The organism is Rhizobium sp. YS-1r, assembly GCF_000757525.1.
Lineage (GTDB): Bacteria > Pseudomonadota > Alphaproteobacteria > Rhizobiales > Rhizobiaceae > Neorhizobium > Neorhizobium petrolearium.
In genome coordinates this window covers 20,759-34,291 of the sequence record NZ_JPYQ01000006.1, presented here as the reverse complement: position 1 = coordinate 34,291, position 13,533 = coordinate 20,759, and the positions used below count along the sequence as shown (strand labels likewise).

Genomic DNA, 13,533 nt, shown 5'->3' with positions numbered 1-13,533 from the left:
CGGAACGCTTACTGGTTTTCGATCTGATTGACCGCCTCGGCGAGCAGTTCGATCATTTTTGTACGAATGTCCTGGTCGGAGATGGCAACGCCGGCCGCATCAAGATCGCCGCGCAGCTTGCGGAAGACATCCTCATCGCCGGCTTCCTCGAAATCGGCGATAACGACCTCTTTCGCATAGGTTTCCGGATCCGTCTTGCCGAGCAGGCCGGCAGCCCAAAGGCCAACGAGCTTGTTGCGGCGGGCAAGCGCCTTGAACTTCAATTCCTGGTCCAGGGCGAACTTGTTTTCGAAAGCTCTTTCGCGATCGCTGATGCCGCTCATCTCGGGTCTCCCAAAAGTGGACTTTGTGACTGGACCCCTTAATCAAAAGACGCGCGAAGTGCAATCGGCGGCGCTTCGATTCCAGCACAAACGAATTGACGGATGCAAACTATTCAAGGAATGGCGCCAATGTTCCTCCAGCCTTGCTGGCGTCAGCCTCAGGCGGTCTGCATCTCCTTGACGACTTCAATGAGAAGATCGTGCATCTTCGCCTGCAACTGCTCGTCGGTTACAGCGATGCCGGCTGCGTCGAAATCATGACGCAATTTGGTGGCTATGTCGTGCAAAGTCTTGTCGTCGAGGGTGAAGGATACTAGATCCTGAACATAACCGTCGGCATCGGCCACGCCGAGCAGTGATGCGGCCCAAAGGCCCATCAGCTTGTTACGACGGGCTTCCGCACGAAACTGGAAGGACTGATCGTAGGCGAATTTATCTTCAAGGGCTCTGCCCCGTTCGCGAAGAGCATACATTATGAAATCCCTGCTTTTTACTGGTTATGACTGTCCTTTTCTTGAGGACGCGGTCATTGCTACAGAAAAAGCTTCAAAAATCCGTGTAAGCTGACGATGAATGATTCTTCATTGCTTTTCGTCAAGTCCCCCTCTGCCCACAAGCTTTTGGAGGCCTGCATTGTGAAACCCGTTCTTTTCCGATAAGGGACCGCTCAAACATCATCCATTGCGCCCGCGAGGGGCGCCAACAACGAGACAAGAAACCATGAACCGTCGCCGCCGTATTTACGAAGGCAAGGCCAAGATCCTGTATGAAGGCCCCGAACCCGGCACGCTAATTCAGTTCTTCAAGGACGACGCCACTGCCTTCAACAAGAAGAAACATGACGTCATCGACGGCAAGGGCGTTCTCAACAACCGCATCTCTGAATACATCTTCACCCATCTCAACAAGATCGGCATCCCGACGCATTTCATTCGCCGGCTGAACATGCGCGAGCAGCTCATCAAGGAAGTTGAGATGATCCCGCTCGAGATCGTCGTGCGCAATGTCGCCGCCGGCTCGCTCTCGACCCGTCTCGGCATCGAGGAAGGCACGGTTCTGCCGCGCTCGATCATCGAATTCTATTACAAGTCCGATGTGCTTGCCGATCCGATGGTCTCCGAAGAGCACATCACCGCTTTCGGTTGGGCCAATCCGGCCGAGCTTGACGACATCATGGCGCTTGCCATCCGGGTCAACGACTTCCTGTCCGGCCTCTTCCTCGGCGTCGGCATCCAGCTCGTCGATTTCAAGATCGAATGCGGCCGCCTGTTCGAAGGCGACATGATGCGCATCATCCTCGCCGACGAGATCTCGCCGGACAGCTGCCGTCTATGGGATATCGAGACCAAGGAAAAGATGGACAAGGATCGCTTCAGGCGCGACCTGGGAGGGCTTCTGGAGGCCTATTCGGAAGTCGCGCGCCGTCTTGGCATCATCAACGAAAACGAGCCGATCCGCGGGATGGGGCCGGTTCTCGTCAAGTAATTCAGGGGGTAGATCAGTGATCAAGGCACGCGTGACAGTCACGCTCAAGAACGGCGTCCTCGACCCGCAGGGCAAGGCGATCGAAGGCGCGCTTGGCAGCCTCGGCTTTTCCGGCGTCGGTCATGTGAGACAGGGCAAGGTCTTCGACATCGAGCTCGACAGCGCCGACAAGGCCAAGGCGGAGGCCGATCTGAAGGCCATGTGCGAGAAGCTTCTGGCAAACACGGTGATCGAGAACTATACTATCGCCCTCGACTGACGGTTGCGGAGCGCGTGATGGCTGAAATCACGAATGAACTGATGTATGAACTCATGAAGCGAATGCATGCAGACATTGCGGATGTGAAGCTTGGTCAACGCGAGCTGAAAGCTGAAATGAACGCAATGCGCGGCACTATGATCTCGATGCAGCAAGACATTCACAATATCTACACGACGCTGTCCAGACACGAAACGCGCCTTGATCGGATAGAAAACCGCCTCGAATTGCGTGAGCTCGCGGAGGCACAAGCAAGGTTTGAACCGCACCCATGAAATCCGCCGTCGTCCAGCTTCCCGGCCTCAATCGCGATCGCGACATGATTGCCGCACTCACCAAGATTTCCGGCAAAGCACCGGTCACCGTCTGGCAGACGGAAACCGAAATCCCGGATGATGTCGATCTGATCGTCATTCCGGGCGGTTTTTCCTACGGCGATTATCTGCGCTGCGGTGCGATTGCAGCTCGCATGCCGATCATGCAGGCGATCAAGGAGAAAGCTGACAAGGGAGTAAAGGTTCTCGGCGTCTGCAACGGCTTCCAGATCCTCGTCGAAGCCGGCATGCTGCCCGGCGCCCTGATGCGCAACGCTTCGCTGAAATTCGTCTGCAAGGAAGTGAAGCTCGAAGTGGTTAATGCGGAGACGGATTTTACGCGGGCCTATGAAAAGGGGCAGATCATCCGCTGCCCGGTCGCCCACCATGACGGCAACTATTTTGCCGATGCCGAAACCCTGGCTTCCATGGAAGGCAATGGCCAGATTGTCTTCCGCTATGCCGAAGGCACCAATCCGAACGGCTCCTTGAACGACATTGCGGGCGTCATAAACAGCCGCGGGAATGTCCTCGGCATGATGCCGCACCCGGAAAACCTGATCGAGGCGGCCCATGGCGGCAATGACGGTCGTGGTCTGTTCGCCTCGGCGCTCGATGTGGTTGCGGCCGCCGCTTAACCCTCTGGTCATCTGCCTCGACCAAAGAGCGCCGTAAATCACGCCAGGACGTTTCGATGCCGTTTTCCATACGCCTTCCCGCCCTCTTTTCCCTCGTTCTCGCGGGCATGGCCCTTTCGGCCTGTCAATCAGGACGGGAAGCCGCGGCACCCAATCGCGCCGCGCTCCCGACCATGGAGCGAGTGGCGCTCGCCGCCAATACCTGCTGGTTCAAGTCGGGCGATGCAACATTCAAACCCTATCGGCTGGCGCCGGAACTCAATTCCTTCTCCGGACGGCCGCGCATCCTCGCCGTTCCGCGCAACAGCCCGGAATCCCGCCCGGTGCTGGTCGTACAGGCGGAAGGAAGCCCCGCGCGCCTCGACGTGTTCGGTCCGTTAATGACCGGGGCCGAAGGAGAGCGAATCAAGCGGGACGTCCTGCGCTGGGCGAACGGCGCGAACGGCTGCTGATATTCGCCATCAACGTTCGCGCCTTCAGGTACAGCCTGTTGCAGGTCTGCACCGCTTTTCCGAATTTTCACATCTTTTCGCCATAAGTCATAACGCCGCCTAAACGCCTGCTGGACGCCCCCCGAGCCCCATTGTACCAATTCGTCCCTGGAGACGGTCGGTCGCATAACGCGGATCGTGCCGGCCGCGAGCAGCGGCAATTGTGAGGGCGATGTTAATGAAGAAGGCATTTTTCGGCTCTGTCATCGGGACAATCATCGCCACTTCGGCGATGTCTTCCTCGGCATTCGCCCAGGAACACCTGCTCGATGAAGTCCGTATCGGCGTTTCCGGCTCGATTCAGGCGAAAAGCACCTTCGAGCCCGGCGCATTCCCGTCAGCCACGGTCTTCTTCGACCCCTTCGACCAGCGCCATGCCCAGAGCTTCCTCGACCATATGCTGCGTCCGAGGGTGCATCTCGGTGCGATTGTCTCGACGGCTGGGGAAGCCAGCCAGGTCTATGCCGGCTTCACGTGGACGGCTCCCCTGACCGACAAGTTCTTCATCGATCTCGGCTTCGGCGGCGCGATCAACAATGTCGACGACGACAACGACGGGCCGCAGGTCGGCTGCAGCGTCCTTTTCCACGAGTCGGCTGCCCTTGGTTACAACATCACCGAAAACTGGCGCGTTCTGGCGACCATCGAGCACTCTTCCAACGCCGGTCTTTGCGACGACAACGATGGACTGTCCTACGCAGGCATCTCGGTCGGTTATAAATTCTGATCGGATCAGATACCATTTTTTGAAAGCGCCGGTTTTTTCCGGCGCTTTTTGTTTTCGCCGCCAGGATGTCGTAACATTCAGCAGCAGCATTTTCCTGTCGCGCCCCCGCGCCACTTAGGTTAAAGAGCGCCAAAGCTTGGCCCTTCAATCCAGAGAAGAACATGACCATTCCGAACAGCATCGCGATCACTCCCGAACTCGTCGCTTCGCATGGCCTGAAGCCGGACGAGTATCAGCGGATCCTCGATCTGATCGGCCGCGAGCCGACCTTTACGGAACTCGGCATCTTCTCGGCCATGTGGAACGAACACTGCTCCTACAAGTCATCGAAGAAATGGCTGCGCACCCTGCCGACCAAGGGACCGCGCGTCATCCAGGGACCAGGCGAGAATGCCGGCGTCGTCGATATCGATGACGGCGATTGCGTCGTCTTCAAGATGGAGAGCCACAACCACCCCTCCTATATCGAGCCTTATCAGGGTGCGGCGACGGGAGTGGGAGGTATCCTGCGCGACGTCTTCACCATGGGCGCACGTCCGATCGCGGCGATGAACGCTCTGCGGTTTGGCGCTCCCGATCATCCGAAGACCAAGCACCTGGTCTCCGGTGTCGTCGCCGGCGTCGGCGGCTACGGCAATTCGTTCGGCGTACCGACCGTCGGCGGCGAAGTGGAATTCGACCCGCGTTATAACGGCAACATCCTCGTCAATGCCTTTGCAGCCGGCCTCGCGCGTACCGATGCGATCTTCTATTCCAAGGCGGAAGGCGTCGGCCTGCCGGTCGTCTATCTCGGCGCCAAGACGGGCCGCGACGGCGTCGGTGGTGCCACGATGGCGTCTGCCGAGTTCGATGAATCGATCGAGGAGAAGCGCCCCACCGTGCAGGTCGGCGATCCTTTCACCGAAAAGTGCCTGCTCGAAGCCTGCCTCGAACTGATGGCAACCGGAGCGGTGATCGCGATCCAGGACATGGGTGCCGCAGGACTCACCTGCTCGGCTGTCGAAATGGGTGCCAAGGGCGACCTCGGCATTGAGCTCGACCTCGACAAGGTGCCGGTGCGCGAAGACCGCATGAGCGCCTATGAGATGATGCTCTCGGAGAGCCAGGAGCGCATGCTCATGGTGCTGAAGCCGGAGAAGGAAGAGGAAGCAGAGGCGATCTTCGTCAAATGGGGCCTCGATTTCGCGATCGTCGGCAAAACGACCGACGACCTGCGCTTCCGCATCCTGCACCAGGGCGAAGAAGTGGCGAACCTGCCGATCAAGGAGCTTGGGGATCAGGCGCCCGAATATGACCGGCCATGGATCCAGTCGAACGGCCGCGCCCCCCTGCCCGCATCCCAGGTTCCGGCACCGGCCGATTACAACGCGGCGCTGCTGAAGTTGGTCGGTTCGCCCAACCAGTCCAGCCGACGCTGGGTCTGGGAACAGTATGACACGCTGATCCAGGGCAATTCTCTGCAGCGTCCGGGCGGTGATGCCGGCGTCGTGCGTGTCGACACCCATCCCAGCAAGGCGCTCGCCTTCTCCTCCGACGTGACCCCGCGCTATGTCGAGGCCGATCCGTATGAAGGCGGCAAACAGGCGGTCGCCGAATGCTGGCGCAATCTCGTTGCGACCGGCGCCGAGCCGCTCGCTGCGACCGACAACCTCAATTTCGGCAATCCGGAAAAACCGGAGATCATGGGCCAGCTCGTCGGCGCCATCAAAGGCATAGGCGAAGCCTGTACCGCGCTCGATTTCCCGATCGTATCCGGCAACGTCTCCCTTTACAACGAAACGAACGGTGTCGCGATCCTGCCGACACCCACAATTGCCGGCGTCGGTCTCCTGCCCGATTGGCAGAAGATGACGAGGATAGGCTCGGCGCGAGAAGGCGACAAGCTGATCATGATCGGCACGGACGGCAGCCATCTCGGCTCTTCCGTCTACCTGCGCGACATCCTCGACACCATCGATGGCCCGCCTCCGGTCGTCGATCTCGCCGCCGAGCGTCGCCACGGCGATTTCGTCCGGTCCATCATCCGCAATGGTCAGGTGACCGCGTGCCACGATATCTCCTCCGGTGGCCTTGTCCTCGCGCTCGCGGAAATGGCCATGGCTTCCGGCAAGGGCTCGAAGGTGAGCTTGTCGGAGCAGCGCGGCCCTGCGCATGCCCTTCTTTTCGGTGAGGACCAGGCCCGTTACGTGATCGCCGTTCCGGCCGACCTTGCCAATTTCGTGCAGGCGAATGCGGAAAGTGCCGGCGTGCCCTTCCGCCCGCTCGGAACCGTTTCGGGCGACAGGCTGGCGATCGACGGTCTTATCGATGTACCGGTGGCTGAACTCGTCAAAGCCCATGAAGGCTGGTTCCCGACCTACATGGATTGATCCCGTGTTTTGCGGATGAGAAGCTGTCGATCGCGGCTCGATCCCTCTTTGACCCGGGAGCGGCTTTGAGGCACTCTGTCCTCACAAAAGCTCGCGGTGAGTCCGTGAAAAGAAAAAGGGAAAAACATCATGCCGATGAGACCGGGTGAAATCGAGGATCTGATCAAGGCCGGCATTCCGGGAGCCAAGGTCACCATCCGGGATCTTGCCGGAGATGGCGATCATTACGCGGCCGAAGTGGTGGCCGAGCAGTTCCGCGGCAAGAGCCGCGTGCAGCAGCATCAGATGGTCTACGAGGCGCTGAAAGGCAATATGGGCGGTGTCCTGCATGCGTTGGCATTGCAGACTTCGGCCCCGACGGACTGAGACGATCCATGCCGAACCTGATCAACGAGATCGTCACGGGCATCGTCCAGAGCGCCATGAAGGAGCTGCTGAAGAAGTCGCATGGCCGCACGAGCACCAAGCGCAAGAAGCGGCAGACCCGCTCCGCCACGTCGGGCCGCTTCGTCACGAAGACCACTGCGCGGACCGCCAAGCCCGCGAAGAAGCAGGTGAGCCGCCGGCGTACAGCGGCAAGCCGCAGCAGGCAACGGAACCACTGAGCACAGGTGTGCCGCGCAGATAGCGTCAAAACCCGATGCCCGATTGGCGTCTAGCCGACTATTCCGCTGGAATTCCCGGGGCTGTGTTGCTATTTAGGAGAAATGACGCAGCGCAGCGGCCCTTGAAACCGCGTGTGAAAGGATATGACATGAGCGGAGTTCACGAATTCATCGACAACGAAGTGAAGGCGAACGACGTAGTTCTCTTCATGAAGGGTACGCCCCAGTTCCCGCAGTGTGGTTTCTCTGGCCAAGTGGTGCAAATTCTCGATTACCTTGGCATCGACTACAAGGGCGTGAACGTGCTTGCCGACGCCGAAATCCGCCAGGGTATCAAGGACTATTCCAACTGGCCGACCATTCCGCAACTCTATGTCAAGGGCGAGTTTGTTGGCGGTTGCGATATCATCCGCGAGATGTTCCAATCGGGTGAACTGCAGAATCATCTGCAGGAACAGGGCATCGCCGTCCGCGGCGCCGCCTGAATTCTTCCGGACCACCCGGTCCGGGTTTTATCGAAGACATTTTCAAGGCGCCGCTCCCAACGGCGCCTTTCCCATTGTTTAGGAAACCACTGTGACAAATCCTTCACAAACGGCCCCGGATCGCTTGCGCGCCATGGGCCGAGCCGAATTCATTGCGATGATGGCCATGCTGATGGCGCTCAACGCCCTGGCGATCGATATCATGCTTCCCGGCCTGGGCGAGATTGGCGCCTCGCTGGGCGTGGTGAACGAAAACCACCGCCAATATGTCGTTTCTTCCTATGTATTCGGGCTTGGTGCGGCGCAGATCCTGTATGGCCCGCTTTCGGACCGCTTCGGCCGCCGAAAGCCCATGCTCTTCGGCATTGCGGTCTATATTCTGTGTGCGATCGGCATCGTGGTCGTGCCTTCCTTCGGCGCAATGCTGGTGCTGCGTTTCATCCAGGGTGCCGGCGCCGCAGCAACCCGGGTCATCACCATCTCGATCGTCCGTGACGTCTATGGCGGCCGCGCCATGGCGGAGGTCATGTCGCTGATCATGATGGTCTTCATGATCGTGCCGATCATCGCGCCAGGCACCGGCCAGCTCATCATGTTCCTCGGTAACTGGCACCTGATCTTCGTATTCATCGCGATCGTTTCGCTCTGTATCGGCTTCTGGATGTATAGCCGCCTACCCGAGACGCTGGACGCTGCCGACGTTCGCCCCTTCACTGTCTCCTCGATCCTTGACGGCTTCCGGATCGTGCTGACCAATCGCATCGCCCTCTGCTACACGATCGCCAGCACATTCATCTTCGGCGCCCTGTTCGGCTTCATCAATTCCGCCCAGCAGATTTACGGGGGGATTTACCAGCTCGGCGTCTGGTTCCCGGTCGCATTCGCAGCCGTGGCCGTGTTCATGTCGACCGCTTCCTTCCTGAATGCCCGTTTCGTCGGCCGGTTCGGCATGCGCCGCCTGTCGCACGGCTCGCTCATCGGCTTCATCACCATCACCTTCCTGTGGATGCTGATGCAGGTTTTCGGGCCGCAGCCCATGCCGATCCTTCTGTTCCTGGTGTTTTTCTCGCTCGCCATGTTCCAGTTCGGTTGGATCGGCTCGAACTTCAACTCGCTGGCCATGGAGCCGCTCGGCCATGTGGCGGGCACCGCCTCTTCGGTGCTCGGCTTCATGAGCACGGTCGGCGGATCGGTTATCGGGTTGGTGATCGGCCAGGCCTTCGACGGCACGGCCCTGCCGCTCGTTGCCGGCTTCTTCACCGTGTCCATTATCGGCCTGATTTTCGTTTTGATCGGCGAGAAGGGAAAACTCTTCCAGCCGCACAATCCGCGGATCTGAACAGCAAAAAGGCCGGAATAAATCCGGCCTTTTCCAATCAGGCTCCGATGATCTCGTTCCGCAGCATCTGCCAGCTTTCCTTGTCGGTGGCCAGCAGCAAACCGCCATCGACATGATGCGGCAGATAGGCTGAACCGTCGAAGCGCGCCGCATAACCGCCGGCCTCGGTCGCGATCAGCGTGCCTGCCAGATGATCCCAGGGCATCAGCTTGTTGTAGAGCACGAATTGCACATGGCCACCCGCAAAGGTGCGATATTCATGCGCCGAGCAGCGATAGCTCGAAAAGAAGCGTACCTTGGCAAGATTCCCCAGGATACGGTGGCGCATGTCACCGAAGAAATAGCCGGCTGAAGCCATGCCCACCATCGCATCCAGCGGCCGGGGTTGAGCCACGGAAAGACGGATTGCCTCCCCCTCAGGCCTTATCAGGAAAGCGCCGCCCCCCTTCTCCGCCATCACCCAGTCATCGCCCATGGGGTCATAGATGATGCCGGCGACCGTCTCGCCCTTCCAGACGATGGAGGCCATGACACCAAAAGCTGGAATGCCGGAAGCAAAGTTGAAGGTGCCGTCCACGGGATCGACAACGATCGCGAATTCCGCGTCGGCGAGCCTGCCAAGCAAGGCGGGGTCGGCGGCGACCGATTCCTCTCCGACGAACAATGCATCCGGAGCAATCGTTTCGAGCTCGCGCCGGATCAACCGCTCTGCCGCTTCATCTGCCTCCGTCACGAGGTCGGACGGTTCGCTTTTCGAGCGCACGTCGCCGTTTCCGAGCCGACGGAAGCGCGGCAGGATTTCGGATCTGGCAGCAAGGCGCAAGAGATCGGCAAGCTTCGTGACGTCGAGCGGAAGGGTCATCGTTATATCTCAGGTTCTGAAAGAGGAACTCAGGGTGACGGGTTGGTCTGCAGGCCGGCAAAATCGAAGAGTTTCGGATCAAGAAGATGGGACGGATTCACATGGGCGAGAGCGCGCAGCATCGCATCCTTGCGGCCGGGCATGCGTGCCTCGATCTCGCCAAGCATCTGCTTCATCGCATTGCGCTGCAAGCCGTCCTGCGAGCCGCAGAGATCGCAGGGGATGATCGGGAACTGCATGGCGGCGGCGAATTTCGCGAGATCGTCCTCGGCGCAATAGGCGAGCGGACGCAGCACCATCAGGTCGCCTTCGTCGTTCAGGAGCTTGGCCGGCATGCCTGCAAGACGGCCGCCGTGGAAGAAGTTCATGAAAAAGGTTTCAAGGATGTCTTCGCGGTGATGGCCGAGCACCAGCGCGTCGCACCTCTCCTCCCGCGCGATCCGGTAAAGATTGCCGCGGCGTAGCCTGGAACAGAGCGAGCAATAGGTGGCGCCTTCCGGCACCTTCTCCTTCACGATCGAATAGGTGTCGCGGTATTCGATCCGGTGCGTCACCCCGATCGAGGTCAGATAGTCCGGCAGGATGTGTTTCGGAAAATTCGGCTGGCCCTGATCGAGGTTGCAGGCGATCAGTTCGACCGGCAGAAGCCCGCGCCATTGCAGATCGAGCAGTACGGCGAGCAGCGAATAGGAATCCTTGCCGCCTGAAAGGCCAACCAGCCAGCGCTTCTGCCCTTTCAGCATCTGAAAGTCATCGAAAGCCTGGCGCACCTGCCGAAGCAGGCGCTTGCGCAGCTTGTTGAATGAGACCGAACTCGGCGCATCGCGGAACAATGCCGGCACCAGGCCATCGACGGCCTCATCCGGCTCATCCTCGATTCTGGCGTTCACACCCATTCGCCTTCCCTCAAAAACGGAGAAGCGGGCCTCGCCCGCTTCCTATATATCATCAGGCATCGAGCGCCGCTGCCACCGCCTCCAGCGCTTCGTCCGCCCTGGCTCCATCCGGACCACCCGCCTGAGCCATGTCCGGCCGTCCGCCGCCGCCTTTGCCGCCGAGGGCCGCGGAGGCGAGCCGCACCAGATCCACTGCGCTGAACCGGCCGGTCAGGTCCGGCGTCACCGCAACGACAGCACTTGCCTTGCCATCTTCCGACACACCGATCAGCGTTACGACGCCGGAGCCGAGGCTCACCTTGCCTTCATCGGCCAAACCCTTCAGATCCTTGGCATCGATGCCGGTGAGCGCCTTGCCCATAAATTTGATGCCGCCGATTTCGCGGACATCGCCGGCCGAGCCGCCCTGCCCGCCGCCCATGGCAAGCCGGCGCTTGGCATCGGCCAACTCTCTCTCAAGCTTACGCCGTTCGTCGATCAGCGCCTCGACGCGCGAAACGACCTCCGTCGGCTGTACCTTCAGCGCGCTAGCCAGCGTCTTCACCCGCTCGTCCTGCTCGGCGAGATAGGCGCGTGCCGCCTCGCCCGTCACCGCCTCGACACGGCGGACACCGGCGCCGACCGCGCTTTCGCCCAGAATGCGGACCAGGCCGATATCGCCGGTCGCATTCACGTGCGTGCCGCCACAAAGCTCGACCGAATAGGGCTTGCCGGACTTCGGTCCCTCGATGGCCCTGCCCATGGAAACGACGCGCACTTCGTCGCCGTATTTCTCTCCGAACAGCGCCATCGCGCCTTCCGCGATTGCATCGTCGACACTCATCAGGCGCGTGGTGACCGGCGCATTCTGAAGAACGATGGCATTTGCCATGTCTTCGACCTTCTGCAATTCCTCGCTGGTCATCGGCTTCGGATGCGAAACGTCGAAACGCAGGCGTTCCGGCGCGACCAGAGAACCCTTCTGCGCCACGTGCGTGCCGAGAACTTCGCGCAGCGCCTCATGCAATAGGTGGGTCGCCGAATGGTTCGACCGCAGGCGTGAGCGGCGACTGTGATCGACCGCCAGCGCCACGGCATCTCCGACCTTCAAGGTGCCATCGGCGACGATCGCGCTATGAACAAAAAGGCCCTCGCCCTTCTTCTGCGTATCAGAGACGTCCAGCCGGGCACTGTCCGTAGAGATTGCACCGGTATCGCCCATCTGGCCACCGGATTCCCCATAGAACGGTGTCTGATTGACGATCACCTGCACCTGATCACCAGCCGATGCGCTATCGACCGCCTTGCCGTCGCGGACGATCGCCTGGACGACGCCCTCCGCCGTCTCTGTGTCGTAACCCAGGAATTCGGTCGCACCGAACTTTTCCTTGAGTTCGAACCAGATCGTCTCGGTTGCCTTGTCGCCGGAGCCCGCCCAATGGGAGCGGGCTTCGGCCTTCTGGCGCTCCATGGCGTCGGTAAATCCTGAAATGTCGACACCGATTTCACGGGCGCGCAGCGCATCCTGGGTCAAGTCGAGCGGAAAGCCGTAGGTGTCGTAGAGCTTGAAGGCTGTTTCACCGTCGAGCATATCGCCCTTGTGAAGCGTGCTCGTTGCGTCGGACAGCAGCGAGAGGCCGCGTTCCAGCGTCTTGCGGAAGCGGGTCTCCTCGAGTTTCAACGTTTCGGAAATCAGGGCCTCGGCGCGCACCAGCTCCGGATAGGCGCGGCCCATCTGCTGGACGAGCGCCGGCAACAGTTTCCAAAGCAGCGGCTCCTTGGCGCCAAGCAACTCGGCATGACGCATGGCGCGGCGCATGATGCGGCGAAGCACATAACCGCGTCCTTCGTTGGACGGAAGCACGCCATCGGCGATCAGGAAAGCGGTGGACCGCAAGTGGTCGGCAATCACGCGATGGCTCGCGCGACGCTCGCCTTCCGCCTTGACGCCGGTTGCCTCCTCGGAGGCCGAAACCAGTGCGCGGAACAGGTCGATATCATAGTTGTCATGCTGCCCCTGCAAAACGGCCGCAACGCGCTCCAGACCCATGCCGGTGTCGATCGAAGGACGCGGCAGGTCGATGCGCTCCTCCTTCGTAACCTGCTCATATTGCATGAAGACGAGGTTCCAGATCTCGATGAAACGGTCGCCATCCTCCTCCGGCGAACCGGGAGGGCCGCCCCAGATATGCTCGCCATGGTCGTAGAAGATTTCCGAGCATGGACCGCAGGGGCCGGTATCGCCCATCGCCCAAAAATTGTCGCTGGTCGGGATGCGGATGATCTTCTCGTCGGCCAAGCCGGCGATCTTCTTCCACAGGCTGAAAGCATCGTCGTCCGTATGGTAGACGGTCACCAGAAGACGGTTGCGGTCAAGGCCGAATTCCTTGGTGATCAGGTTCCAGGCAAGCTCGATCGCACGCTCCTTGAAATAGTCGCCGAAGGAGAAATTGCCGAGCATTTCGAAGAAGGTATGGTGGCGTGCCGTATAGCCGACATTGTCGAGGTCGTTATGCTTGCCGCCGGCCCGCACGCATTTCTGTGCGGTCGCGGCCGTCGAATAAGAACGGGTCTCCAGACCGGTGAAGACGTTCTTGAACTGCACCATCCCGGCATTGGTGAACATCAGCGTCGGATCGTTGCGCGGCACCAGCGGACTGGAAGCCACGACTTCGTGTCCGTTCTTTCGGAAATAGTCGAGAAAGGTCGACCGAATTTCATTCACGCCGCTCATGCTACGCCCTTCTTCACCGCCGGATGC

Annotated in this window: 16 protein-coding genes; 11 read left to right on the top strand and 5 right to left on the bottom strand. The window is 60.1% G+C overall.

Going from position 1 to position 13,533, the window contains the following annotated elements; all coding sequences use genetic code 11:
• Positions 1-8: 8 nt before the first annotated feature.
• Complete coding sequence (locus tag JL39_RS04600) at positions 9-323, bottom strand: DUF1476 domain-containing protein (RefSeq protein ID WP_037146750.1); 315 nt, start codon at positions 321-323, stop codon at positions 9-11.
• Between the two features lie 158 nt (positions 324-481).
• Positions 482-796 (bottom strand): ATPase inhibitor subunit zeta, encoded by a 315-nt coding sequence (locus JL39_RS04595; RefSeq protein WP_037146749.1) that lies wholly within the window; start codon positions 794-796, stop codon positions 482-484.
• 247 nt (positions 797-1,043) lie between these two features.
• On the opposite strand from JL39_RS04595, the gene purC reads away from it, so the two are divergent.
• From purC to JL39_RS04540, 11 genes are all read left to right on the top strand, one after another.
• Positions 1,044-1,808: a phosphoribosylaminoimidazolesuccinocarboxamide synthase gene (purC, locus tag JL39_RS04590; protein WP_037146748.1), complete on the top strand. Its 765-nt coding sequence runs from the start codon at positions 1,044-1,046 to the stop codon at positions 1,806-1,808.
• Between the two features lie 16 nt (positions 1,809-1,824).
• Positions 1,825-2,067 carry a phosphoribosylformylglycinamidine synthase subunit PurS gene (gene purS / locus JL39_RS04585; protein ID WP_037146747.1) on the top strand — a complete coding sequence of 81 codons (243 nt, stop codon included), beginning with the start codon at positions 1,825-1,827 and terminating at the stop codon, positions 2,065-2,067.
• A gap of 17 nt (positions 2,068-2,084) precedes the next feature.
• Positions 2,085-2,342 (top strand): hypothetical protein, encoded by a 258-nt coding sequence (locus JL39_RS04580; RefSeq protein ID WP_037146745.1) that lies wholly within the window; start codon positions 2,085-2,087, stop codon positions 2,340-2,342.
• A complete protein-coding gene (gene purQ / locus JL39_RS04575; protein ID WP_037146744.1) occupies positions 2,339-3,019 on the top strand; it encodes a phosphoribosylformylglycinamidine synthase subunit PurQ in 681 nt (226 codons plus the stop codon). The genes JL39_RS04580 and purQ overlap by 4 nt, the downstream gene beginning before the upstream one ends.
• Before the next feature lie 56 nt (positions 3,020-3,075).
• Complete coding sequence (locus tag JL39_RS04570) at positions 3,076-3,471, top strand: hypothetical protein (protein WP_052182677.1); 396 nt, start codon at positions 3,076-3,078, stop codon at positions 3,469-3,471.
• A 217-nt stretch (positions 3,472-3,688) separates the two neighbouring features.
• Positions 3,689-4,237, top strand: a complete 549-nt coding sequence (locus JL39_RS04565) for an acyloxyacyl hydrolase (protein ID WP_037146743.1) — start codon at positions 3,689-3,691, stop codon at positions 4,235-4,237.
• 161 nt (positions 4,238-4,398) lie between these two features.
• Positions 4,399-6,606, top strand: coding sequence for a phosphoribosylformylglycinamidine synthase subunit PurL (gene purL, locus JL39_RS04560; protein ID WP_037146741.1), 2,208 nt, complete (start codon positions 4,399-4,401; stop codon positions 6,604-6,606).
• Between the two features lie 129 nt (positions 6,607-6,735).
• The gene (locus tag JL39_RS04555) at positions 6,736-6,972 is read left to right on the top strand and encodes a BolA family transcriptional regulator (RefSeq protein ID WP_037146739.1); all 237 of its coding nucleotides are present in this window, start codon (positions 6,736-6,738) and stop codon (positions 6,970-6,972) included.
• Positions 6,973-6,980: 8 nt separating this feature from the next.
• Entirely contained in the window at positions 6,981-7,211 is a 231-nt protein-coding gene (locus JL39_RS04550; RefSeq protein WP_037146738.1) for a hypothetical protein, read from the top strand.
• A gap of 149 nt (positions 7,212-7,360) precedes the next feature.
• The gene (gene grxD, locus JL39_RS04545; RefSeq protein ID WP_037146737.1) at positions 7,361-7,696 is read left to right on the top strand and encodes a Grx4 family monothiol glutaredoxin; all 336 of its coding nucleotides are present in this window, start codon (positions 7,361-7,363) and stop codon (positions 7,694-7,696) included.
• 133 nt (positions 7,697-7,829) lie between these two features.
• A complete protein-coding gene (locus JL39_RS04540; protein WP_037146735.1) occupies positions 7,830-9,035 on the top strand; it encodes a multidrug effflux MFS transporter in 1,206 nt (401 codons plus the stop codon).
• A 37-nt stretch (positions 9,036-9,072) separates the two neighbouring features.
• Here the strand turns inward: JL39_RS04540 and JL39_RS04535 are convergent, their stop codons facing one another.
• The 3 genes from JL39_RS04535 to alaS are packed head-to-tail and all read right to left on the bottom strand — an operon-like array spanning position 9,073 to position 13,506.
• A complete protein-coding gene (locus tag JL39_RS04535) occupies positions 9,073-9,897 on the bottom strand; it encodes an inositol monophosphatase family protein (RefSeq protein ID WP_037146734.1) in 825 nt (274 codons plus the stop codon).
• A 29-nt stretch (positions 9,898-9,926) separates the two neighbouring features.
• Positions 9,927-10,793, bottom strand: a complete 867-nt coding sequence (gene ttcA, locus JL39_RS04530; RefSeq protein WP_037146732.1) for a tRNA 2-thiocytidine(32) synthetase TtcA — start codon at positions 10,791-10,793, stop codon at positions 9,927-9,929.
• A 52-nt stretch (positions 10,794-10,845) separates the two neighbouring features.
• Entirely contained in the window at positions 10,846-13,506 is a 2,661-nt protein-coding gene (alaS, locus tag JL39_RS04525) for an alanine--tRNA ligase (RefSeq protein WP_037146731.1), read from the bottom strand.
• Between the last annotated feature and the right edge of the window lie 27 nt (positions 13,507-13,533).